At 56.6% G+C, this 22,938-nt stretch carries 23 protein-coding genes; 13 read left to right on the top strand and 10 right to left on the bottom strand.

Annotated elements, in window-relative coordinates:
• The first annotated feature begins 28 nt into the window (after positions 1-28).
• Positions 29-364: a GlpM family protein gene (locus PGR79_RS21775; protein WP_015366825.1), complete on the top strand. Its 336-nt coding sequence runs from the start codon at positions 29-31 to the stop codon at positions 362-364.
• Here PGR79_RS21775 and folM read toward each other — a convergent pair.
• The 3 genes from folM to ydgH form a co-directional block, all read right to left on the bottom strand.
• Entirely contained in the window at positions 361-1,083 is a 723-nt protein-coding gene (folM, locus tag PGR79_RS21780; RefSeq protein ID WP_113374687.1) for a dihydromonapterin reductase, read from the bottom strand. The two genes, PGR79_RS21775 and folM, sit on opposite strands and share 4 nt — an antisense overlap.
• A gap of 37 nt (positions 1,084-1,120) precedes the next feature.
• Complete coding sequence (locus tag PGR79_RS21785; RefSeq protein ID WP_430922493.1) at positions 1,121-2,503, bottom strand: amino acid permease; 1,383 nt, start codon at positions 2,501-2,503, stop codon at positions 1,121-1,123.
• 177 nt (positions 2,504-2,680) lie between these two features.
• On the bottom strand, positions 2,681-3,631 hold the full coding sequence (ydgH, locus tag PGR79_RS21790; protein WP_032711543.1) for a DUF1471 family protein YdgH: 951 nt from the start codon (positions 3,629-3,631) through the stop codon (positions 2,681-2,683).
• A 519-nt stretch (positions 3,632-4,150) separates the two neighbouring features.
• Between ydgH and pntA the strand changes: the two genes are divergently transcribed.
• The 3 genes from pntA to PGR79_RS21805 all read left to right on the top strand — a co-directional run bounded on the left by pntA (position 4,151) and on the right by PGR79_RS21805 (position 7,399).
• Positions 4,151-5,680: a Re/Si-specific NAD(P)(+) transhydrogenase subunit alpha gene (pntA, locus tag PGR79_RS21795; RefSeq protein WP_113374689.1), complete on the top strand. Its 1,530-nt coding sequence runs from the start codon at positions 4,151-4,153 to the stop codon at positions 5,678-5,680.
• Positions 5,681-5,690: 10 nt separating this feature from the next.
• Complete coding sequence (pntB, locus tag PGR79_RS21800; protein WP_020078971.1) at positions 5,691-7,079, top strand: Re/Si-specific NAD(P)(+) transhydrogenase subunit beta; 1,389 nt, start codon at positions 5,691-5,693, stop codon at positions 7,077-7,079.
• 131 nt (positions 7,080-7,210) lie between these two features.
• Positions 7,211-7,399, top strand: coding sequence for a YdiH family protein (locus tag PGR79_RS21805; RefSeq protein ID WP_045392396.1), 189 nt, complete (start codon positions 7,211-7,213; stop codon positions 7,397-7,399).
• Positions 7,400-7,534: 135 nt separating this feature from the next.
• On the opposite strand, the gene uspE is transcribed toward PGR79_RS21805, so the two are convergent.
• The 3 genes from uspE to ogt form a co-directional block, all read right to left on the bottom strand.
• Positions 7,535-8,485 (bottom strand): universal stress protein UspE, encoded by a 951-nt coding sequence (gene uspE, locus PGR79_RS21810; protein WP_045392393.1) that lies wholly within the window; start codon positions 8,483-8,485, stop codon positions 7,535-7,537.
• A 151-nt stretch (positions 8,486-8,636) separates the two neighbouring features.
• Positions 8,637-9,389 (bottom strand): fumarate/nitrate reduction transcriptional regulator Fnr, encoded by a 753-nt coding sequence (fnr, locus tag PGR79_RS21815; protein WP_004862555.1) that lies wholly within the window; start codon positions 9,387-9,389, stop codon positions 8,637-8,639.
• A gap of 194 nt (positions 9,390-9,583) precedes the next feature.
• On the bottom strand, positions 9,584-10,099 hold the full coding sequence (ogt, locus tag PGR79_RS21820; RefSeq protein ID WP_430922495.1) for a methylated-DNA--[protein]-cysteine S-methyltransferase: 516 nt from the start codon (positions 10,097-10,099) through the stop codon (positions 9,584-9,586).
• Positions 10,100-10,550: 451 nt separating this feature from the next.
• Between ogt and PGR79_RS21825 the strand changes: the two genes are divergently transcribed.
• On the top strand, positions 10,551-10,670 hold the full coding sequence (locus PGR79_RS21825) for a phosphatidate cytidylyltransferase (RefSeq protein WP_087858541.1): 120 nt from the start codon (positions 10,551-10,553) through the stop codon (positions 10,668-10,670).
• Positions 10,671-10,702: 32 nt separating this feature from the next.
• Here PGR79_RS21825 and abgT read toward each other — a convergent pair whose 3' ends face one another.
• From abgT to PGR79_RS21840, 3 genes are all read right to left on the bottom strand, one after another.
• Positions 10,703-12,229 carry a p-aminobenzoyl-glutamate transporter gene (gene abgT / locus PGR79_RS21830; RefSeq protein ID WP_113374691.1) on the bottom strand — a complete coding sequence of 509 codons (1,527 nt, stop codon included), beginning with the start codon at positions 12,227-12,229 and terminating at the stop codon, positions 10,703-10,705.
• 115 nt (positions 12,230-12,344) lie between these two features.
• Positions 12,345-13,790 carry a M20 family metallopeptidase gene (locus PGR79_RS21835; RefSeq protein WP_113374692.1) on the bottom strand — a complete coding sequence of 482 codons (1,446 nt, stop codon included), beginning with the start codon at positions 13,788-13,790 and terminating at the stop codon, positions 12,345-12,347.
• Positions 13,790-15,100, bottom strand: a complete 1,311-nt coding sequence (locus PGR79_RS21840; RefSeq protein WP_113374693.1) for a M20 family metallo-hydrolase — start codon at positions 15,098-15,100, stop codon at positions 13,790-13,792. The genes PGR79_RS21835 and PGR79_RS21840 overlap by 1 nt, the downstream gene beginning before the upstream one ends.
• A gap of 166 nt (positions 15,101-15,266) precedes the next feature.
• On the opposite strand from PGR79_RS21840, the gene PGR79_RS21845 reads away from it, so the two are divergent.
• Complete coding sequence (locus tag PGR79_RS21845; protein ID WP_087858508.1) at positions 15,267-16,175, top strand: LysR family transcriptional regulator; 909 nt, start codon at positions 15,267-15,269, stop codon at positions 16,173-16,175.
• A gap of 102 nt (positions 16,176-16,277) precedes the next feature.
• Positions 16,278-16,841 (top strand): DNA endonuclease SmrA, encoded by a 564-nt coding sequence (gene smrA, locus PGR79_RS21850; RefSeq protein WP_087858509.1) that lies wholly within the window; start codon positions 16,278-16,280, stop codon positions 16,839-16,841.
• Here the strand turns inward: smrA and PGR79_RS21855 are convergent.
• The gene (locus PGR79_RS21855) at positions 16,838-17,644 is read right to left on the bottom strand and encodes an IclR family transcriptional regulator domain-containing protein (RefSeq protein WP_015366809.1); all 807 of its coding nucleotides are present in this window, start codon (positions 17,642-17,644) and stop codon (positions 16,838-16,840) included. The genes smrA and PGR79_RS21855 overlap by 4 nt on opposite strands.
• A 167-nt stretch (positions 17,645-17,811) precedes the next feature.
• On the opposite strand from PGR79_RS21855, the gene PGR79_RS21860 reads away from it, so the two are divergent.
• The 6 genes from PGR79_RS21860 to pcaC are packed head-to-tail and all read left to right on the top strand — an operon-like array spanning position 17,812 to position 22,876.
• Positions 17,812-18,498, top strand: coding sequence for a 3-oxoacid CoA-transferase subunit A (locus PGR79_RS21860; RefSeq protein ID WP_032707939.1), 687 nt, complete (start codon positions 17,812-17,814; stop codon positions 18,496-18,498).
• Positions 18,499-18,508: 10 nt separating this feature from the next.
• Positions 18,509-19,165, top strand: coding sequence for a 3-oxoacid CoA-transferase subunit B (locus PGR79_RS21865; protein WP_087858510.1), 657 nt, complete (start codon positions 18,509-18,511; stop codon positions 19,163-19,165).
• Positions 19,166-19,175: 10 nt separating this feature from the next.
• Entirely contained in the window at positions 19,176-20,378 is a 1,203-nt protein-coding gene (gene pcaF / locus PGR79_RS21870; RefSeq protein ID WP_430922498.1) for a 3-oxoadipyl-CoA thiolase, read from the top strand.
• A 9-nt stretch (positions 20,379-20,387) separates the two neighbouring features.
• Positions 20,388-21,740, top strand: a complete 1,353-nt coding sequence (locus tag PGR79_RS21875) for a 3-carboxy-cis,cis-muconate cycloisomerase (protein WP_213794750.1) — start codon at positions 20,388-20,390, stop codon at positions 21,738-21,740.
• The gene (gene pcaD, locus PGR79_RS21880) at positions 21,730-22,497 is read left to right on the top strand and encodes a 3-oxoadipate enol-lactonase (protein WP_087858513.1); all 768 of its coding nucleotides are present in this window, start codon (positions 21,730-21,732) and stop codon (positions 22,495-22,497) included. The genes PGR79_RS21875 and pcaD overlap by 11 nt, the downstream gene beginning before the upstream one ends.
• Positions 22,487-22,876 carry a 4-carboxymuconolactone decarboxylase gene (gene pcaC / locus PGR79_RS21885; RefSeq protein ID WP_015705266.1) on the top strand — a complete coding sequence of 130 codons (390 nt, stop codon included), beginning with the start codon at positions 22,487-22,489 and terminating at the stop codon, positions 22,874-22,876. Before pcaD ends, pcaC begins: the two co-directional genes overlap by 11 nt.
• Positions 22,877-22,938: the final 62 nt, after the last annotated feature.

The raw sequence follows: 22,938 nt of genomic DNA on the forward strand, positions 1-22,938 counted from the left end.
AATTGTTGTTCAAATGTTAAGGCATAAAATGGGGCTGTTGATTAAAGCGCTGCTGGGAGCGCTGGTGGTGGTACTGATAGGCGTACTGTCAAAAACCAAAAATTACTATATTGCCGGCTTAATTCCGTTATTTCCGACCTTCGCGCTTATTGCCCACTATATCGTCGCCAGTGAGCGTGGCATTGAAGCGCTACGCACGACTATTGTCTTCGGTATGTGGTCAATCATCCCGTATTTTATCTACTTACTTTCGTTATGGTACTTCACTGGCGTAATGCGCCTGCCTTACGCGCTGGCAGGCGCGGTGATCTGCTGGAGTCTGGCGGCCTGGCTGCTCATCCTCGGATGGAGCCGTTTCCACTAGCGCAGCGGTCGGCCGCCGTCGACAGCGAAAGAGCGGCCGGTGACGTAGCAACTGGTGAACAGATAATCGATGAGGTCGATAATCTCTTTTTCACCCGGTGCGATTTTCATCAGCGATTTATCCAGCGCCTGCTTACGATATTCAGCGTCATCATGCTCGTTGAACATAATCAGCGATGGCGCGATAGCGTTGACCTTTACTTCCGGGGCCAGCTTACGGGCGAAAGAGCGGGTCATATTATCAAGCGCCGCTTTACTGGCGGCATAGGCGATATGCTTATCGCTGCCGCGTTCCACTACGTAGTCGGTAATATGAATAATATCGCTGGCCGCGTGGCCAAAACCGCGCAGCAGGCTCTCCAGCGCGTGGTTAAGCAGATAGGGCGCGTGGACATGAATTTGCATCATCCGCGATATCACCGTGGATAACGACACGCCCGGTTTCTCCGCCATCCAATCACTGGCGTTATGAATAATCGCGCGCAGGCCGTTGGTCTGCGCTTTCACCGCTTCCGCGAAGGTAAGAATACCGTCGTCGCTGCTGAAATCAGCCTGCAGACACACCGCGCCGGCTTCGCGCAGGGTGTCAATCGAAGGATAATGCTGGCGATAGCTGACGATCACCGGTTGCTGCTGGTTTAAAAAATGGTGTGCCAGAGCGAGGCCGATACGGCGGCCTGCTCCCGTGATCAGGACCGGACGAGGCTGTGCTTCAGCCATGGGTATCTCCTTTCAAGTTCAGCGGTAGGGCAACCGCTTACCCCACCAGCATCCACGTTGCCGGAACGGCGGCAACCAGCAAAAAACCAATTAATGCCATTTCACGGCGTTTGAGCATGCGATCGTGCTGGTGCGTACGGCGGGCGTACAGGAAAACCAGAAGACCCGGAGCGTAAAGTACCACCGACAATAGCAAATGCACAGGACCGGACGCATACAATAACCATAAGCCATAAACGCACGCGCCGACACCCACGGCTTTGTGTAAAGGACGCACGGCAATCTTAAGCAGGAAAGCGCCGACGAGGAAATAGGGCACCAGAATCATTTCTGAGGCGATGGTTAGCAGGGTACCGTAGTCAGATCCGGTAAGCCAAATCAGCACAAGACAAATCTGCACGCTGATGTTGGTCAACCACAGCGAGGAAGAGGGCGCATTATTCTTATTGGTTTTGGCAAACAGGCGCGGGAACGCTTTGTGCGTCGCCGCCAGATACGGCACTTCGGCGGCCATAATGGTCCAGCTTAAATAGGCGCCGCAGACGGAGATAATTAATCCCGCGGCGATCACTATCTCGCCCCATGACCCCATCATCTTGACCATCAGGCCAGCCATCGACGGGTTGCGCATTTCAGCCAGTTCTGGGCGGGCGACAACGCCCAGCGACAGCAGGGTGACCAGCAGATAAACCGCCAGCGCCGAGACCACCGCCAGTAGCGTCGCGCGACCAACGTCGCGCTTATGACGGGCGCGAGCAGAGACTACTACTGCGCCCTCCACGCCGATAAATACCCACAGGGTGATCAGCATGGTGTTTTTCACTTGTTCCCATACCGGTACGCCGAGCGCGATACCGCTGAAATCGAGGCGGAAAGTATCGAGCCGGAACGCGATAGCGGCCAGCGCTACGAAAGCGCCGAGCGGCAACAGTTTAGCCAGCGTCGCCACCAGGTTAATGCCTGCCGCGGTCTGGACCCCACGCAACACCAGAAAATGCACCACCCATAGCAGCACGGACGCGCCGACGATCGCCTGCCAGGTGTTACCGTCACCAAAAATACGCATCTCCGGCGTATCGGTGAAGAAACTCAGGGCCGAGAAGACGATTACCAGGTAGGAGACATTGGCAATCACCGCGCACAGCCAGTAACCCCAGGCGGAACAGAAACCGATCAGTTCGCCAAAACCTTCGCGAGCATAGGTAAAGATACCGCCGTCCAGTTCCGGACGGATTCGGGTCAGCAATAGCATGGCGAAAGCGAGGAATAAAATCCCGACGCCGGTGATGGCCCAGCCGATAAGCAGAGCGGATGGGCTGGCAACGGCAGCCATGTTTTGCGGCAAACTGAAAACGCCCGCGCCCAGCATGGAGCTGAGTACCAGTGCGGTCAGGGCGCTAAGGCCCAGTTTCTTTTCCATTGTATTCCCGAGGTGGCAACAGTGAATTAAGAATATTTATTTGGCGAAATCGCATAAAAATGGAGGATTACGCTAAGGCGCGGGATTTTACGGAGTGTCTTGTACGCATGCAATGGCGGCGGGCGAAAAAATGCAAAAAGGCGACGTGATGTCGCCTTTTTGAGCAGCTGAAACCGATTACTTATACAGGTCGGCGCTGATGGTGATATTACCGCCACGTTCCTGCCACTGGCGGGTGATGTGGTAATATTTCGCCCCTTTCTTGGCCGCGCGTTTCGCGGTCTGATAGGAGATTTCCGTCATGTTGCCATAGTTACCGGTGAATTTGATGCTATCAAACGGCACCATCTGCGCGGCGGTGATTTTGTTCACCTCTTCAACTTTCGTGCCGTCCGGCAGGGTGACAGTGTAACGTCCGCCTTTCGACGATTGGGTTTCGTAGAACAGACCTACGCCGGTACCTGCGCCGACCGCAGCAGAGGAGGCCACGCCTGGGATTTCGACGTTTTTAGCCGCTTCGCCGCCTTTCGCCAGAGCGGCGCGACCGGCTTCAGAATCAGCAGGAATCGCATCCGGGCTCTGCAGTACGCGCTTCTGCGCATCCTTTTTATAAATATAAGCGGTGATGCGCTGGTTGCCGCCCTGGTTGGCGTCAACCTGGCGGACGATGAAGAAAGCATACGCGCCTTTAGCTTTTGCCGCTTTGGCGATGGCGTCGTTGACTTCCGGCTGGCTACGATAGAAGCCCTGCACGGTCACTGTGTCATATGGCATCAGCGCGACGGCCTGATCTTTCGGCAGTTCCATCACGCCGTTAATAATACGGTTTTTCGGGGTATCCGCCTGCGGGGCGTTTTCTTTATAAAAATCCGCCGTTACGCGCCAGTTGCCGCCGTTGCCGAAATCTGAGGTGTCGACAACATAAAAGGAAGCTGCGCCATCTTTATCCGCCTTACGGGAAACCGCCTGTACGGCATCGCCAATCGCGTTAAAACGGCCAGTGACGACGACGCGGTCATAGGGCTTCAGCGCTGCCGCTTGCTCCGGAGTCAGCTCGGTCGCTGCATGGGCAGACAACGCGGTGGTAGCCAGAAGAGCAGACGCCAGGAGTGTGTTCTTAAGCTTCATAAAAATAATCCTTTGCCTTGCGCAAACCATGTACTGGTATTGTTGTTGACTGAAAACAGGTGATTATTGCATTTAAACAACGTAACTGTCTGCGTCATTTTTCACTTCCCGCCCGAATCGTTCGTTACAAAAATATAACAAATACAGATATGTTGAAAAAACAGCCCCTTGAACAGCAAAATCGATAATCAATATCACTTTTATAAGTTAACGTAATGTTAATGCAATGATACTGGCGGTAATAAATGGCGAATTAATCCCAAAGGTAAGCGAATTATCAGGTTCTGGCATAAAATTAAGGCAAATATTGCTGCCTGACGCAGTCAGGACTAATTTTTCTCAATAAAATCAAAAATTCTGTTTTAACGATGTAGATCACAATCGGTATTTTCAGTAGGTTATAAAAAGTTTGTTACTGTTTCATTTTCCAGATGAATACCTGTGCGGCGTTTTTGCGCCGCCGCTGGCGCATTTGTGAAAAAAATAAACCATCATCAAAAACCGATGGAAGGGAAAACTATGCGAATTGGGATACCAAAAGAGAGCTTAGCTCAGGAAACCCGGGCCGCTGCGACGCCGAAGACGGTCGAGCAGCTGCTTAAGCTCGGGTTTAGCGTGGCGGTCGAGAGCGGAGCCGGGAAACTGGCGAGCTTCGACGATGAAGCCTTCGAACAGGCGGGCGCGGAAATCGTCAGCGCGGATAACGTCTGGCACTCCGACGTCATCCTCAAGGTTAATGCGCCGAGCGATGCGGAAATTGCGAAGCTCAACCCGGGCACTACGCTGGTGAGTTTCATCTGGCCGGCGCAGAATCCGGATCTCATGGAAAAGCTGGCCGCTCGCGGTATCAACGTGATGGCGATGGACTCGGTGCCGCGTATTTCCCGCGCCCAGTCGTTAGATGCGCTGAGTTCGATGGCCAACATCGCTGGTTATCGCGCGATTGTCGAAGCGGCGCACGAATTCGGTCGTTTCTTTACCGGGCAGATCACAGCGGCAGGTAAAGTACCGCCGGCGAAGGTGATGGTAATCGGCGCAGGCGTTGCCGGCCTCGCGGCGATCGGCGCGGCGAACAGCCTCGGCGCCATCGTCCGCGCCTTCGATACCCGTCCGGAAGTGAAAGAACAGGTGCAGAGTATGGGCGCCGAGTTCCTTGAACTGGACTTTAAAGAAGAAGCGGGCAGCGGCGACGGTTATGCCAAAGTCATGTCTGAAGCCTTTATCAAAGCCGAAATGGCGCTGTTCGCCGCACAGGCTAAAGATGTCGATATCATTGTCACCACCGCGCTGATCCCGGGTAAACCGGCGCCGAAGCTAATTACCCGCGAAATGGTTGACTCCATGAAGTCGGGCAGCGTAGTCGTCGACCTGGCGTCGCAAAACGGCGGCAACTGTGAATATACCGTGCCGGGCGAAGTCGTGACCACCGCTAATGGCGTGAAAATTATCGGTTATACCGACCTGCCGGGTCGTCTGCCGACGCAATCTTCTCAGCTCTACGGCACTAACCTGGTAAACCTGCTGAAGCTGCTGTGCAAGGATAAAGACGGGAATATCACCATCGATTTCGACGATGTGGTGGTACGTGGCGTTACCGTGGTCCGCGAGGGCGAAATTACCTGGCCGGCACCGCCGATTCAGGTATCCGCGCAGCCTCAGGCGGCGACGAAAACCGTCGAAGCGCCAAAAGAAGAGGCAAAACCTGGCTCGCCGTGGCGTAAATACGCGCTGATGGCGCTGGCGATTATCCTCTTTGGCTGGCTGGCGAACGTCGCGCCGAAAGAGTTTCTTGGTCACTTTACCGTCTTCGCGCTCTCCTGCGTAGTCGGCTACTACGTGGTGTGGAACGTGTCGCACGCGCTGCACACGCCGCTCATGTCGGTAACCAACGCCATTTCAGGGATTATTGTCGTTGGGGCATTGCTGCAGATAGGGCACGGCGGCTGGGTCAGCTTCTTGAGCTTTATCGCGGTGCTGATCGCCAGCATTAATATTTTTGGTGGTTTCACCGTCACTCAGCGCATGCTGAAAATGTTCCGCAAAAACTAAGGGGTAGCACATGTCTGGAGGATTAGTTACAGCTGCATACATTGTTGCCGCTATTCTGTTTATCTTTAGCCTTGCGGGGCTGTCAAAGCACGAAACGTCGAAGCAGGGCAACCTGTACGGCATCGCCGGGATGGCGATTGCGCTGATTGCCACCATCTTTGGGCCGGACAGCGGTAATGTCGGTTGGATAATCGTGGCGATGGTTATCGGCGGGGCGATTGGTATCCGCCTGGCGAAGAAAGTCGAAATGACCGAGATGCCGGAGCTGGTGGCGGTGCTGCATAGCTTCGTTGGTCTGGCGGCGGTGCTGGTTGGCTTCAACAGCTATCTCGACCACGGACCGGGCCTCGATCAGGTGCTGGCGAATATTCACCTGACCGAAGTGTTCCTCGGCATCTTTATCGGCGCCGTGACCTTCACCGGCTCGATCGTTGCCTTTGGTAAGCTGCGCGGCAAAATTTCGTCAAAACCGCTGATGCTGCCGAATCGCCATAAGCTGAACCTGGCGGCGCTGGTTATCTCCTTCCTGCTGCTGGTGGCCTTCGTGCGTACCGACAGCACCGGAACGCAGGTACTGTGCCTGCTGGTGATGACCATTATCGCCCTCGCGTTCGGCTGGCACCTGGTGGCGTCTATCGGCGGCGCGGATATGCCGGTCGTGGTATCGATGCTGAACTCGTACTCCGGTTGGGCGGCGGCGGCGGCGGGCTTTATGCTCAGCAACGACCTGCTGATCGTGACCGGCGCGCTGGTGGGTTCTTCCGGTGCGATCCTCTCCTACATTATGTGTAAGGCGATGAACCGTTCGTTTATCAGCGTTATCGCCGGCGGTTTCGGCACCGATGGCGGCAGTTCCAGCGGCGATGAAGAAGTCGGTGAGCATCGTGAAATCAGCGCTGAAGAAACGGCGGAAATGCTGAAAAACTCGCATTCCGTGATCATCACCCCGGGCTACGGTATGGCGGTGGCGCAGGCGCAGTATCCGGTCGCGGAAATCACTGAGAAGCTGCGTGCGCGCGGTATCAAGGTGCGCTTCGGGATCCACCCGGTCGCCGGGCGACTGCCGGGGCACATGAACGTGCTGCTGGCGGAAGCGAAGGTTCCGTATGACGTGGTGCTGGAAATGGACGAAATCAACGATGATTTCGCCGATACCGATACCGTACTGGTGATCGGCGCGAACGACACCGTCAACCCAGCGGCGCAGGACGATCCGAAGAGCCCGATCGCCGGTATGCCGGTGCTGGAAGTGTGGAAGGCGCAGAACGTGGTGGTCTTCAAACGTTCGATGAACACCGGCTATGCTGGCGTGCAGAATCCGCTATTCTTCAAAGAGAACACCCACATGCTGTTTGGCGACGCTAAAGCCAGCGTGGATGCCATTCTGAAAGCGCTGTAATAGCGCAACGCTCTAAGCCGTCTCTGTTGAGACGGCTTTTTTATATAGGCAGTGAAACCATGATTTTGCTCATAAAGTGAACGGTGATGGGTGTTATACTATGCCTGTTTTTTCACCACACTGAGGATATTATGGATACCGAGTTAACCCCCACGCAGATGGCCATCGAGTACCTGCGCCGCGACACTTCCGTTATGACCCCCGCGCAGTACCTGAAGAAGCTCAAACTCCTCGAGCTCGAGTTTGCCGATCTGATGTCGCTTTCATCGATGGAGCTGAAAGAAGAGATCGACCTGGCCTGGCGTTTAGGTATCCACTAACGCATTCTGTAAGTTTATTAAATTAGCGTTGATATCCCGGGCCGTAAGGCCCTTTTTCTTTTTTGCGGGCGCGGCAAAAAAATCCCCCGGCGGGCGGGGGACGTTAGATAATATTTCAAACCTGATGAGACGCTGTTAGTCGTCGTCTTCATCGTCCAGTTCTACTGGAGTTTGATAAGCTTCAGGTTTCAGTACCAGCAGGTCGCAGCGCAGGTGGTCGATAACCTGTTCCGCGGTATTGCCGAGAAACGCGGCAGAGATGCCGGTGCGGCCAACGGTGCCCAGCACCACAATCCCGGCCTGCAGGTGTTCAGCTAAATCAGGGATAACCTCTTCAGGCAGCCCTTTCTCTACGTGGGTGCGGCTTTCATCAATGCTGAATTTCTGGCGCAGCGCTTTCATTGCCAGTAGATGCTGGCCGCGAATCGCATCGTTATAGATGCTCGGGTCAAAATCAGGTAATTCAATGGCGATGTTGATAGGCGTCACCGGATAGGCGCCAACCAGATGTACTTCGGTATGGTTAACCTGATCGGCGAGGGCGATGGTCTCCCGCACCAGTTTTTCATTGAGGGCGTTGTGATAGTTCTCTTCACTGGCAAGATTAACCGCCACCAGCGCTTTACCGCCTTCCGGCCAGGGCTGATCTTTAACCATCCACACCGGACATGGACATTTGCGCAGCAGGTGCCAGTCGGTCGGCGTGAAGATGACCGCTTCGAGTTTGTCGTGCTGATGGGCCATTTTCAGCAGCAGGTCGTGTTTATCGCTGATGATTTCCTGAATGATGGCTTCAAAGGGGCGGTTGTGCCATACCACTTTGATATCGATTGGCACCCCGGATTCAATGTAAAACTTGGCCTGTTCACGGATCCAGGCGCTGCGTTGGCTAATCACGCCCTGGCGCATCGCCGTCCGCTCGTCGGGCGACAGCAGGGTGGTCATTTCGTAGGAAAAATCATAGATCGGCAAAAAGGCTTTGATGCGTCCACCAATCCGTTGGTGCAGATACACCGCGCGCCGTAATGCAGGCTGGTCGTCCTGGTTAGGGTCGATTACTACCAGCATGTTCTGATACTTCGCCATACAGGGTCTCCTTACAGCTGTAGCTACAGTCAGTATTTAAAAAGATAACCTATATGGATGAATTGAAACAGGGGATGACCCTGGCCAGATCAACAAATTAGAAAAAAATGTCGATCCGGCACAAGGTAGAAGAAAGTATAGCGGAGATAAATCAGGCGACGTTGCGCGCCTGGCCTGCCAGTTGCGCCAGCAGATCGCTGTTTTCGATGGTGATATATTTCCCTTTCACCGCCAGCATACCGCTTTTCTGGAAACGACCGAGCAGACGGCTGATGGTTTCTACCGTCAGGCCCAGATAGTTGCCGATGTCGCCACGCGTCATGGTCAGGCGGAACTCACGTGGTGAGAAGCCGCGCTGCGCGAAACGGCGGGACAGGTTGTAGATAAACGCCGCCAACCGTTCTTCTGCGTTCTTTTTGGAAAGCAACAGGATCATGTCCTGATCGCCTTTGATCTCGCCGCTCATCAGGCGCATCATCTGCTGACGCAGGTTCGGCATTTTACCGGAAAGATCATCCAGCGTTTCGAACGGAATTTCGCATACCATCGAGGTTTCCAGCGCCTGCGCAAAGCTTGGGTGCAGGGCGGTGCCAATGGCGTCAAAACCGACCAAATCGCCCGCCAGATGGAAGCCAGTAATCTGCTCATCGCCTTGTTCGGTGATGGTGTAGCTTTTGATGGTCCCTGAACGGATAGCGTACAGCGACTTCAGCTCATCACCCGCTTTGAACAGGGTTTGCCCTTTCTGAATAGGCTTCTTGCGCTCGATGATATTATCAAGCTGATCCAGCTCATGTTCGTTCAAAGTAAAGGGGATGCAGAGCTGGCTAATGCTGCAATCCTGACAATGGATTGCACAACCACCAGACTGAATGCGTCGTATAATTCGCTTTTCCGGGATCATATGTCTGCTCAAGCTTTAATTGATATTGGTCAATTTTAACATCTTTTTGAGGAGCAAGTAAGTCTCGAAACCCGGAAAGACGTAATATTAGAAGGGTAAATATATCACTCGCCATATCTCTTTGATAATAAGAAAATTATTAGGCGATTAATTATTGTAAAGTTACCTGTAATTTCCAAAAAAGGCATTATCTGTCAAAGCAGCAAATAGCCCTCATGGCGCAATAACCACTCTTTTCGCTGTACGCCCCCGGCGTAGCCGGTCATGGTGCCGTTACGGCCAATCACGCGATGGCAGGGAACCACGATGCTGACCGGATTGGAACCATTTGCCGCACCGACCGCGCGTGCTGCGCCTGGACGGCCAAGAACCTCGGCTAACTGACCGTAGTGCATGACTTGTCCGCAGGGAATCGTACGCAGCGCTTGCCACACCTGGCGTTGAAACGGCGTACCGCCGGTTGCGGTCGGCAGGGTATCGATAATCGCAAGATCGCCGTCGAAGTATTGCTGCAGCTTCGCGCCCAGCCCGCCCGGATCGCGCGCATCAACGCGATTATAACCCTCGTGATGGTAGTGGATGTCCAGCAGTTGCTCCATACGATCACGGTGCTGATCCCATTCCACGGCGCGCAGGTTAAATTGTTCATCGCAAATGACCCACAACGGCCCCAGCGGGGTGTCGATTTTATCTTGCAGCAGCGTCAGCATCGGTCTTCCTTCTACGAGGTTATTTCGCCAAGGGCACACCATATCATGACGTGCGGCCAGCAAACTATACCTCCGAAAGGTCAGCAAATATTGAAACCTGTACTATTAATTTATAAATACGAATCGCAGTCATTTAAATTCAGTCATTCCATTGCCCGATCGCAAATTGCAGGAATAAAGGAAGGGGTGAAGTAATGTTTATTTTTGCATTAACTACCAGGCGCGTCGTGAAGGGCATTTTGCTACCTTTGTCTGGCGGCGAATTTCCCTGTGCGGAGAAGCGTTCAGTTCAAATTCCTATGCAGTTTGTCATACGCACGCGGATTAGTGTGAACTGGCTAATCCACCGGGAGGCACCCGGCGCCGCAGATAAATATACAGGCATTCCTTGAGTCAATTATTTTTCCAGCGCTTTGGCGCTGGTTTTTTTACCCAACAGAAAGGTGGCGATATGCAATACATATTAACGGGAGTTGTTGTGTTGATTATCAGTGGGTTAGCTATCAATTTGCTGTCGGTGGTCATCGAAAGCCTGTATAAAACGTTCCTGCATCGCAGCACATCGCGTTAACGCCCGCAGGCCCTCCCTGGCCTGTCGCTGCGTTAGGGTAAGCGTGGATAAATACCTGGGCCAATCGGTAGCCCTACCAGGTACCAGCCCACCAGCAGCAGTAGCCAGACGGCTAAGAAAATGAGTGGGTAGGGTAATACCAGCGAATAGTAGGTGCCCAGTTTGGCATCGGGCCGGTAGCGCTGTAAAAAGCCGAGAAACAGCGGCACAAACGGCGATACCGGCGCGAGCGGCAGCACGGAAGAGTCAGCGATACGAAACAGGATCTGCGCAAACGCCGGGTGAAAGCCCAGCAGCATGAACATTGGTACAAAAATGGGCGCCAGAATCGACCAGATAGCCGAACCGCTGGCGATAAACATACACAAAAACGCCGACAGCAGCGCCAGGCCGACAAACGCCGGCACGCCATTCATTCCCGCGCTTTCCAGCACATCGGTTAGACCAACGGCCATGAATTTACCCATATTGCTCCAGTTAAACATGGCGACAAACTGGGCTAGTGGGAAGACCATCACGATAAATCCGGCCATCTCCTTCATCGGCTCGATCATTAACTGCGGCAGGTCAGCCTGACGGCGAATTTTGCCGGTAGCGATGCCGTAAGCCAAAGACACGACAAAAAAGAAAAAGATAATCAGCGGCACAATCCCTTTAATAAAGGGCGAGGGCATCACGGTATGTTTGATGGGATCGCGCAGGATGCCGTTTTCCGGCACCACCATCAGCGCGATAACCGCCACAAACAGCAGCGCCGCGATACCGGCAATACGCAGCCCGAACCGCTGTTCCGCCGTCAGCGTCTGCAGCGTTTCATCACTTTGGCCTTGCCACTTTCCTAACCGTGGCTCGACCAGTTTATCGGTGATTAATCCGCCGACCAGCGTCAGAACGATGACTGAGGTGGCCATGAAATACCAGTTGTCGATAACGCTAACATGCAGCGAGGCATCAAGCGTTTTCGCCGCTTCGGTACTGATACCAGAGAGCAACACGTCGGTGGTGACAATAAGTAAATTTGCCGTAAACCCGCAGCCGACGCCGGCGATTGCCGCCAGCAAACCGGCTACCGGATGGCGGCCCACGGCGAGAAACATTAACGCCCCCAGCGGCGGCATAATGACCAGCGCCGCATCGGAAGAGATGTGGCTGAAGAAGGCGATAAATAACACCATGTAACTGGCGTAACGCGCGCTAACGTGCGATGACATCTTGACCATCAGCGACGGCAGCAGGCCGACCCGTTCGGCAAAACCAGCGCCGAGCACCAGCGCCAGAATCGCCCCCAGCGGCGCGAAGCCGCTAAAGTTTTTAATCACGTTTGGCAGAAACCAGTGCAGCCCTTCAACGCTGAGCAGATTCTTTACCACCACTCGCGAACCGTCGGTAGGGTTCTGTACGCCGACGTTTAGCGCCGACAAAATGGCGGTGGCGGCCATCAGCGCGACGATCAGATAGATAAACAGCAAAAATGGATGCGGAACCTTATTACCTATTTTTTCAACCCAGCCATACAGCTTACCGGTGGGGGAATGCGACGGTATGGATGACATACTCATGGGCGTTCCTCAGTTGTCGTTGTTGTGTTGGTTGCGGCATGCCTCATGGGTTGTCAGCTGTTGTTTTTATTGGCGATTGCCATGCGCTGTACGCTATCCCAGAGGCTAGTTTTTCTTATTTTAAAATTGATGGTACGACGTCACGCGGGATCGGGCACTGGTATGGGCTTATCGCCAGTACCTGAGCCAGTTCCTGCTGGCTTGCTTCGAGTAACGGCCTGTCGCTGAACAAACGAATCGCCGTCGCTCCCAGTATCTTACCCGCCAGCAGCATCCCTTTATGGGCAATGGACGTTCTTCCCTGGCTCACCAGTTGCCAGCTATGCAGCGGCGTACCGATGGCGAAGCAGGGGCTAAAACACTGGGCCACCGGCGCTTTCCAGCTCACGTCGCCGACGTCGGTAGAGCCGGCCAGCACGTTTTCCGTCGCCGCCCACGGCGCGACTTCATCAATCAGCACCGTGTCGTGATGGCGGCGGGCAAACGCTTTTCCTTCTTCACCGCTGGTGCCGGCAATATTCTTCAGGCTGTTCTGTATATCGTTCACGCCGAGCGTGGCGCGAATATCCACCGCGAAAGCGCGCTCTTCGTCACTCCATTGCGGCGTACCGTAATGGCATACGGCCTGATACATTGCCGCTTCCAGCGTGCGATTGGGGAGATAGCTGGAACAGGCTTTTTCAAAACGACAGCTGACGCTGGTTTCGGTCATCAGCGCGGCACCCTGAGCAATTTTCTCAATACGGGCAAAGATTTGCTGCACGTCGGCCATTTCCGGAGCGCGAATTAAATACAGCACTTCAGCCTGCGCCTGCACCACGTTGGGCGACACGCCACCGGTATCGGTAATGGCGTAGTGCACACGCGCCTTCTCGATAATATGCTCATTGAGGAAGTTACTGCCGGTGGTCATCAGCGTGACGGCGTCCAGCGCGCTACGCCCAAGATGCGGTGAGTTTGCCGCGTGGGCGGCGGTTCCGGTAAAGCGCCACGCCGCCTGAATATTGGCCAGCGTGCTGGTGCTGAACATCCCGGCCCAGGCTTCCGGATGCCAGGTGAGGGCGGCGTCGATATCATCGAATAGTCCCTCGCGCACCATAAAGGTTTTACCCGAACCGCCTTCTTCGCCCGGGCAGCCATAAAAGCGCAGGGTGCCCGAGCCGCCATGCTGCTGCAGCCAGTGTTTCGCGGCGACGGCGGCGGCGAACGCCGCGGCGCCGAGGAGATTATGCCCACAGCCGTGGCCATTTTCCCCCGGCGTCGCGGATGTTGGTTCAGCACTGTGCGCCTGTTGGCTGAGTCCTGCCAGCGCATCAAACTCGCCGAGCAGGGCGATGACTGGTTTACCCTCGCCAAAGCTGGCGATAAACGCATTGGGGATTCCACCAGCGTTACGGCTTAGTTGAAAACCTTCCGCTTCCAGCGCGTCGGCCAACCGCGCAGCGGACCAGAATTCCTGGAAGCGGGTTTCCGGATGATCCCAGATATCATCGGCAATAGCGCAAAAATCGTCGCGTCGCGATTCAATGATGTCATCAACAAATTGATAGATCTTTTCCATCACACACCTCGCTGCCAGGGAAAGTTGAGCGCGATGCGCGCCAGCGTCTCGACCGCGATGGTCATCACGCCTTCGTCGAAATCAAATTTCTCATTGTGATGTCCGGCGCTCAGTTCAGTACCGAAAATCATGTATGAAGCCAGTCCGCCGCGCTCCTGTACGCGCGCCATCATCAAAGTGGCATCTTCGGATCCCGCCGGCGCAGCAATATGATCCACCGCCTCTACCACCCCCGGCACCTGTGCTGCCTGCTCACGCAGGTATTGCACCCACGCCGGAGAGGGGGCGCTGGAGGTCGCCGCGCCCATGAGCCGTAGTTCATAGCGGGCTTCATACATCGCTGCGGCGCCGGCAATCACGTTTTGCGCCCGCTCAAACACATACTGGTTGATAGCTTCCGTCTCGCCGCGGGTTTCCACTTTTATCAGCGCGGAAGAAGGGACCACGTTGCGCCCGGTGCCGGCCTGCATAACGCCGACGTTAACCCGCGAGGCGCCGGCGCTGTGCGGCGCGATGGCGTGTAATGCGAGGGCGGCCTGCGCGGCGGCCAGTAGCGCGTTGCGCCCATCTTCCGGTTTGCCGCCGGCGTGTGCCGCGACGCCCTCGAATTGCACGTCGAATTTGGTGGTCGCCATAAAGTTGTCACCGCCGCAGACCACGGTGCCACTGGGAACGCCGGTGCCGATATGAATGGCGGTGAAGTAGTCCACGTTATCGAGCACGCCTGCCGCCACCATCGCGCGCGCGCCGCGGGTACCTTCTTCGGCAGGCTGGAAAATCAGCTTGATGATCCCGTTGAGCCGATCGGCATACTGCTGTAGCACATGCGCTAAACCCAGCCCAATGGCGGTATGGCCGTCATGGCCGCAGGCGTGCATCATCCCGGCGTTGCAGGAGGCGAAACCCGCGCGATGCGGGCGATGGCAATCGTCGTGTTGTTCGTTAAGATCGAGCGCGTCCATATCGACGCGAAACGCCAGCGTCGGGCCGGGGCGGCCGGTGTCCAGGGTGGCGACGACGCCGGCGAATCCGCCTTCAAAAGCCGTTAGCCAACGTTCCGGCGCTCCCTGTTCGCGGGCTCGCTGGAATGCCTGTGCCAGGGTGGTGGCGTCGGGCAGCCCCATTCGGCTGTCGGCATCGATAACGTCGCGCCCCAGCGCCAGTTGATAACCGAGGCCGTCTAAGATCTCGGCAACCTTGCTGGCGGTGCGAAATTCCAGCCAGCCGGACTCCGCGTGCAGGTGAAAATCACGACGCCATTGCGTCATTTCCGGCGCCAGTTGGCTTACCAATTCATGAAGTTGCGGCATAACCCTTCCTGTCATAATTAAAAAGTGTGACGGCGTTCACGAAGCGATAGCTTTTGCTTATCACATACGCCTTTCATGCAATCTCACCCTTAACCTGCCACAGCATGTTCGATTACAGTAGATGTCATTTTCTTCTGTCTGATAAACAATGGTTATCACCTAAAACATGTCATTTCAGATTAAATTTCATCAAATTCGCGCTTTCGTTGAGGTTGCCCGCGAGGGGAGTATTCGCGGCGCCAGCCGGGCGCTTGCTATCTCGCAGCCCGCGTTGACCAAAGCGATTAAAGAGCTGGAAGAAGGGCTTTCCGCCCAACTGTTTGTCCGCCGCAGCCAGGGGGTGGCGCTGACGGAAAACGGCGAAAGTTTTTATCAACATGCGAGCCTGATCCTTGAAGAGCTTCGGGCGGCGCAGGATGAACTGCTGCAGCGTCAGGGCGAGCAGGCCGGGCAGATTAATATTGGTCTCGGCGCCAGCGTCGCCCGGTCGCTGATGCCATCGGTGATTTGCCGCTTTCATCAGCAGCATCCGCTGGTGAAGGTACGGATCATGGAAGGGCAACTCCTGGCGATGATTAATGAACTGCGGCAGGGTGAGCTTGATTTCACTATCAACACCTACTATCCCGGCCCGTACGATCATGAATTCAGCTTTGAAAAACTGTTTGAGAAACCGTTCGCGGTATTCGCCCGCGCCGGACATCCGGCGGCGCGCGCCACTTCCCTGACTGAATTGCTCGAACACCACTGGACGATGCCAACGCCGCGCGGTAGCTACTTTAAACAACTGCAGGAGATGTTTAACCAGGCCGGGCTGGCGCCCAAGGTCGATATCGTGTGTGAAACCTTCTCTTCGTGTATCAGTCTGGTGGTGAAGAGCGATTTCCTCAGCATTCTGCCGGTAGAGCTCGGAAACGATCCGATGATGGCGGATAAACTGGTGATGATCCCCATACGTGAAACGTTGCCCAGGGCAACCTACTACCTGATCCAGCGGCGCGACACGCGACAGACGCCGTTAACGGCTTCGTTAATCACCCTGTTTCGTCGTCAAAGCCGTCAATTGTTTCCTTAAATATCCTGCGTGGGGCTATTTGTCGGCAGTGGCGGCTAAACGCGTTGAGGGGCAGGCGCGAGGCGGCTATAGTAGCAGGCGATAGCCGCTGGAGGAGTGACCATGAACCTTGACGACAAATCCCTGTTTCTTGACGCCATGGAGGATGTCCAGCCTCTGAAACGTAATAATGATGTGCACTGGCATCGTGAACGCCCCGCGCGCGCCCCGCAGCGCATCGATACCCTGCAGCTCGATAATTATCTGACTACCGGCTACCTCGATATTGTGCCGCTCGCCGTACCGCTGGAGTTCAAACGGGAAGGGCTACAAAGCGGGGTACTGGAAAAGCTGCGGCGCGGAAAATACAGTCAGCAGGCAAGCCTGTCGCTTCTGCGCCAGCCGGTCGAACAGTGCCGGCAAATGCTGTTCGCCTTCGTGATACAGGCGCAAAAAGAGGGGCTGCGTAATTTACTTATCATCCACGGCAAAGGCCGTGATGACCAGGCCCACGCCAATATTATTCGCAGCTACCTGGCGCGCTGGCTGCCAGAGCTGCCTGAGGTACAGGCGTTTTGCGCTGCGCTACCGCACCACGGCGGCAGCGGCGCCTGCTATGTTGCGCTGCGTAAATCAGAGCAAGCCAAACAGGAGAACTGGGAGCTGCACGCCAAACGTAGCCGCTAGCGCAGCAGCAGCGTTAGCTCGCGGGCGGCTTTTTGTAGTTCCGGCAGCACCCGGTCCAGCATTTCGCGGGTCGACATCTGGCCCGCGTGAACCCCGACGTTTAACGCCGCTTCCACCTGTCCCTGCGGGTTATATAGCGGTACCGCCAGCGAACGCAGCCCCATTTCCAGTTCCTGATCGTTCAACGCATATCCCTGCTGATGCACGCGTTTTAGCTCCGCGCGCAGCTTATTCACCGAATCTACCGTCTGCGGGGTGTAGCGAATCATCGTCACCCGGCCCAGCATGTCGTTCAGCCGTTCTTCCGGCTGATGGCTTAACAGCACGCGCCCCATGGAGGTCGCCCACGCCGGCAGGCGGCTGCCGATATCAAGATCGATCGTCATAATTCGCGAACTGGAGGCGCGGGCGATATACAGGATATCGTCGCCATCAAGGGTGGCGATTGAGCAGGACTCATTGAGCATTTCGCTCAGATGTTTGAGCACCGGCTGCGCCGAGCGCGCCAGCGGCGTTGAGGCCAGCCAGGCGTGACCAAGGGCAAGTATCCGTGGACGCAGCTGGAAATTCTTACCGTCTTCGGCGTAGACGAATCCCAGTTTGCTTAAGGTATACAGGCAGCGCCGTACCGCCGCGCGAGGAATGCCGGTTTTCTGGCTGATCTGCGAAATCGACAGCACCGGGCGCTGCGGGGTAAAAGCCTGAATGACTTCCAGCCCCCGCGCCAGCGACGCCATAAAGTTCGGGTCGCCCTTAAACGGATCGCCGTCGCCCGCCACTACATCATCTGGATGCTTGTCCATTTTGTTCTCCGTATTTGCCATCGATCACATTCTTTCGCTAAAGATATACGATGTTCGATTATCGCACCATATTTCGATTATCGCCCTTGACCAGCATCGTTAAGCGGGTCACATTTTGTGCGAACAACGCATATAAGTGCGATTACCGCACGTTAAGGAGCGACCTGATGATTGATAAAAGCGTGTCGACGCTGAGTGAGGCCATTGCCGGGATCCACGACGGCGCGACCATCATGATTGGCGGATTTGGCCCCGCCGGGCAGCCGACGTACCTGATTGATGCTCTGATTGAACAGGGCGCCCGCGACCTAACCATTATTAATAACAACGCGGGCAATGGCGAAGTGGGGCTGGCGGCGCTGCTCAAAGCCGGACGGGTGCGCAAAATGATCTGCTCATTCCCGCGTCAGGTGGATTCACAAATTTTCGATGACCTCTATCGCCGCGGCAAGGTTGAGCTGGAACTGGTGCCGCAGGGCAATCTGGCGGCGCGGATCCAGGCCGCTGGAGCGGGTCTCGGCGCAGTCTTTACCCCGACCGGCTACGGCACGCCGCTGGCGGAAGGCAAAGAAACCCGGGAAATCGACGGCCGCCACTATGTGCTTGAGTATCCGATTAAAGCCGATTTTGCTCTTATTAAAGCCCATCAGGGCGACCGCTGGGGCAACCTGGTATACCGCAAAGCGGCGCGCAACTTCGGCCCGATTATGGCGACCGCCGCCAAAACTACCATTGTTGAAGTCTCGCAGCTGGTCGCCCTTGGCGAACTCGACCCGGAAAACATCATCACCCCGGGGATTTTCGTCCAGCGCGTATTCTCGCTGGAAAATCTGTCCGTCGCGCAAAGCGCCTGAGGAGCCGAACATGCAAAAACTGACTCGTGACGAAATGGCCCAGCGCGTCGCCCGCGATATTCCAGAAGGCGCTTACGTAAACCTCGGTATTGGCCTGCCAACCCGTATCGCCAACTATCTACCTGCCGATAAAGAGGTGTTCCTGCACAGTGAAAACGGGCTACTGGGAATGGGGCCGAAGCCGCAGTCCGGCGAAGAGGACCCGGAACTGATCAACGCGGGTAAAGAGTATGTCACTCTGCTGCAGGGAGGCTGTTTTTTCCACCATGGCGACTCCTTCGCCATGATGCGCGGCGGGCATCTCGATATCTGCGTGCTGGGCGCCTATCAGGTTTCCGCCAGCGGCGATCTCGCTAACTGGAGCACCGGCGCGCCGGATTCGATCCCGGCGGTCGGAGGGGCGATGGATTTGGCTATCGGCGCCCGCCAGGTGTTTGTGATGATGGACCATCTGACCCGCGATGGCGAATGCAAACTGGTCGAACAGTGCAGCTACCCGCTAACCGGCGTCGGGTGTGTCAGCCGTATCTATACCGATCTGGCGGTCATCGATATTACCGACCGCGGCCCGGTGGTCCGTGAAATCTTTAACGGTCTCTCATTTGAAGAGCTACAGCGCATCACACCGGTGGCGCTGACTTTTGAACAACTGGCGGAAAGCGCGTAAGGAACCTATGATGAATCAGGCATTTATCTGTGATGCGGTACGTACGCCGTTTGGCCGTTTTGGCGGCGCATTATCGAGTATGCGCGCTGACGATCTGGCGGCGCTGCCGCTGAAAGCGCTGCTGGAGCGTAATCCGGGTCTCGATCCGGCGCTAATTGACGATGTTATCTACGGCTGCGCCAACCAGGCCGGAGAAGATAACCGTAACGTGGCGCGTATGGCGTTGTTGCTGGCCGGGCTGCCGCAGAGCGTTCCCGGCAGCACGATTAACCGCCTGTGCGGCTCGAGCCTTGATGCGATCGGCGTCGCGGCGCGGGCCATTAAAAGCGGCGAAACTCAACTGATGATCGCCGGTGGGGTGGAGAGTATGTCGCGCGCGCCGTTTGTGATGGGGAAAGCCGAGAGCGCCTTTAGCCGCTCGATGCAAATGGAAGATACCACCATTGGCTGGCGCTTTATTAACCCACAGATGAAAGCGCTGTACGGCGTGCACTCGATGCCCGAAACCGCGGAAAACGTCGCCGATGAGTTCGCCATTTCTCGCGCCGACCAGGACGCTTTTGCGCTTCGTAGCCAGCAGCGTACCGCCGCGGCGCAGGAGGCGGGGCGTTTCGCCGATGAACTGATCGCCGTGTCGGTACCGCAACGCAAAGGTGAGCCGCTGCGTTTCAGCCGCGATGAACATCCGCGCAGCACCTCGCTGGAGGCGCTGGCTAAACTGCGCGGCGTGGTCCGTGCCGACGGCAGCGTTACCGCCGGTAACGCCTCCGGCGTCAATGACGGCGCCTGCGGGCTGCTGTTGGCCAGTGAACAGGCGATGTCGGCGAATGATTTACAGCCGCTGGCGCGGGTTGTCGGCGTGGCGACAGCGGGGGTGGCGCCGCGGATTATGGGCTTCGGCCCGGCGCCGGCGGTGCGTAAGGTGCTGGCGCAAACCGGGCTGACGCTGGCGCAGATGGACGTCATCGAACTGAATGAGGCTTTTGCCGCGCAGGCGCTGGCGGTTACCCGTGATTTAGGTCTGCCGGATGATGCCGCCCACGTTAACCCCAACGGCGGGGCCATCGCGTTGGGCCATCCGCTGGGGGCTTCCGGCGGGCGTCTGGCGATGACCGCCGCTTATCAGTTGAAGCGTACCGGCGGCCGCTATGCGCTGTGCACCATGTGTATCGGCGTGGGCCAGGGGATTGCGCTGATTATTGAACGCGTTTAAGGAGTCGCGATGAGTTTGTTGACCCCCATGTTGCGCAGCAGTCCGCTAACCGACTGGTTTAGCGATGCGCAGCGGGTACAGGGCATGCTGGATTTCGAAGCCGCGCTGGCGCAGGCGCAGGCCGACTGCGGGCTGGTGCCGCAGACGGCAGTCTTGCCGATAGTCAACGCCTGCCGGCATGCGCTTATTGATTTCGACGCGCTTGGACAGGCTGCGGCCAGCGCCGGCAATCTGGCTATTCCGCTGGTCAAACAGCTGACCGCGCGGGTGAAAGCACAGGATCCGGACGCCGCGCGCTATGTCCATTGGGGCGCCACTAGCCAGGACGCTATCGATACCGGCTTTGTTCTGCAGCTGCGCGGCGCGCTAGCGGCGACGGATAGCCTGCTACAAAGCCTGATTGACGCGCTTGCCGAACAGGCCCAGCGCTATCAACATACGGTGATGCCGGGACGCACCTGGATGCAACATGCGCTACCGGTCACCTTTGGCCTTAAACTGGCGGGGACGCTGGATGCGCTGTTGCGCTGGCAGCAGCGGTTGATTGAGATGCGCCCACGGGTGCTGGCGCTGCAGTTTGGCGGCGCGGCGGGCACGCTTGATTCATTGAAACAGCAGGCGCCGCAGGTGGCGCAGGCATTGGCGCAAACCCTTGACCTACAATTGCCGGATACGCCATGGCATAGCCAGCGTGACCGTTTCCTCGAGGTCGGCGCCTGGTTCGCTGGCGTTTGCGGTACCTTGGGAAAATTCGCCAATGATTTTTCGCTGCTGATGCAAACCGAGGTCGCTGAAGTCGGCGAACCGCTGGCGGAAGGGCGCGGGGGCTCCTCGACCATGCCGCACAAACGTAACCCGGTCTCCTGCGCGGCGATTTTAACCGCGGCGCAGCGCACGCCGGGGCTGGTCGCCACCCTTTACGCCGGTCAAATCCAACAGCATGAGCGCGCGCTCGGCGGCTGGCAGGCCGAATGGGAAACGCTACCGGAACTGATCATGCTGGTGGGCGGGGCGCTGGCGCAAACCGACATGCTGGTGCGCGAGATGCAGGTTTTCGTGCATAAGATGCGTGCCGACCTTGATATTACCCACGGGCTGATTATGGCGGAAGCGGTGACCCTGGCGCTGGCGGAGTTTATCGGCAAAGCCGAGGCGCATCATCGTGTAGAAGCGCTGTGCCGCCAGGCTCTGGACAGTCACGGTTTACTTGTCGATCTGCTGGCGGCTGACCCGCAGGTCAGTCAGTATCTCTCCCGCGAACGTTTAAACTCGCTACTGGATCCGGCAACGGCCACCGGTAGCGCCGAACGCTTTGTGCGCCAGGTACTGGCGCGTTATCAGGAGCAACATCATGAATCTTGATTATCAACTCGACGGGCCGGAAGGCGCGCCAGTTATCGTGCTGTCAAACTCGCTTGGCACCACGCGCGCCATGTGGCAACCGCAAATGGAGGCCCTGACGGCGAATTTTCGCGTACTGCGTTATGACACCCATGGCCATGGTAAAACGACGAAAAACGGCAAGGTGACCCTGGCGCAACTGGGCGAAGACGTACTTGCGCTGCTCGATCACCTTAATATCGGTAAGGCGCTGTTTTGCGGTATTTCGATGGGTGGGCTGACGGGATTATGGCTGGCGCGCTTTGCGCCGGAACGTTTTTACGCGGTGGCGGTGGCTAATACCGCGGCGCGGATCGGCGATCAGTCGGGCTGGCTTTCCCGCGCCCGCGCGGTGCGTCAGGAAGGGATGGATGTGGTTGCCGCAGGGGCGGCGGACCGTTGGTTTACTGATAATTTCCGCCAGCGCGCGCCGGATGTGGTCGAGGCGTTATGTCACCAACTGACCCATAGCGACGCTGAAGGCTACGCCGCCTGCTGCGAAGCGCTGGCGGCGGCAGACCTGCGGGGAGAGGTCGGGCAAATTTCGATTCCGGTACTGATTATTGCCGGGGAAAGTGACCCTGTCACGACTGTCGCCGACGCTAACTTCCTGCATCAGCAGATTGCCGATTCACAGGTGGTGGTGGTGCGCGCGTCGCATCTGTCGAATATCGAAGCGCCAGCCGCCTTTAACGCCGCGCTGAACGGCTTTTTGCTGGGGGAGCAAAATGGAAGATAAACAACGTTATCAGCAAGGAATGGAGGTTCGCCGCAAGGTATTAGGCGATGCTCACGTTGACCGTACTCTGCAGAATCTGACGCCGCTGAACGAGGAGTTTCAGGATTTCATCACCCGTTACGCCTGGGGAGAAACCTGGACCCGTCCGGGTCTCGATCACCATACCCGCAGCATGATCACCATCGCCATGCTGATTGCGCTGAACCGCGAGGCGGAACTTAAGATGCATCTGCGCGCCGCCTTTAATAACGGCGTGACCCGTGATGAGCTGAAAGAGTTGATTATGCATTCGGCGCTGTACTGCGGCTTACCAGCGGCAAATGCCACGCTGCATCTGGCGCAGCAGGTGTTTGCCGAGATCGACGCCGCGCAGGCGTAGGGGGCGGCGCATTGCGCCTTGTCCGGGCTACTAAATCGCACGGCGCTGTAGCCCCGGTAAGC

The organism is Klebsiella sp. 141161, assembly GCF_050600815.1.
In the GTDB taxonomy this organism is placed as follows: Bacteria; Pseudomonadota; Gammaproteobacteria; order Enterobacterales; family Enterobacteriaceae; genus Klebsiella; species Klebsiella aerogenes.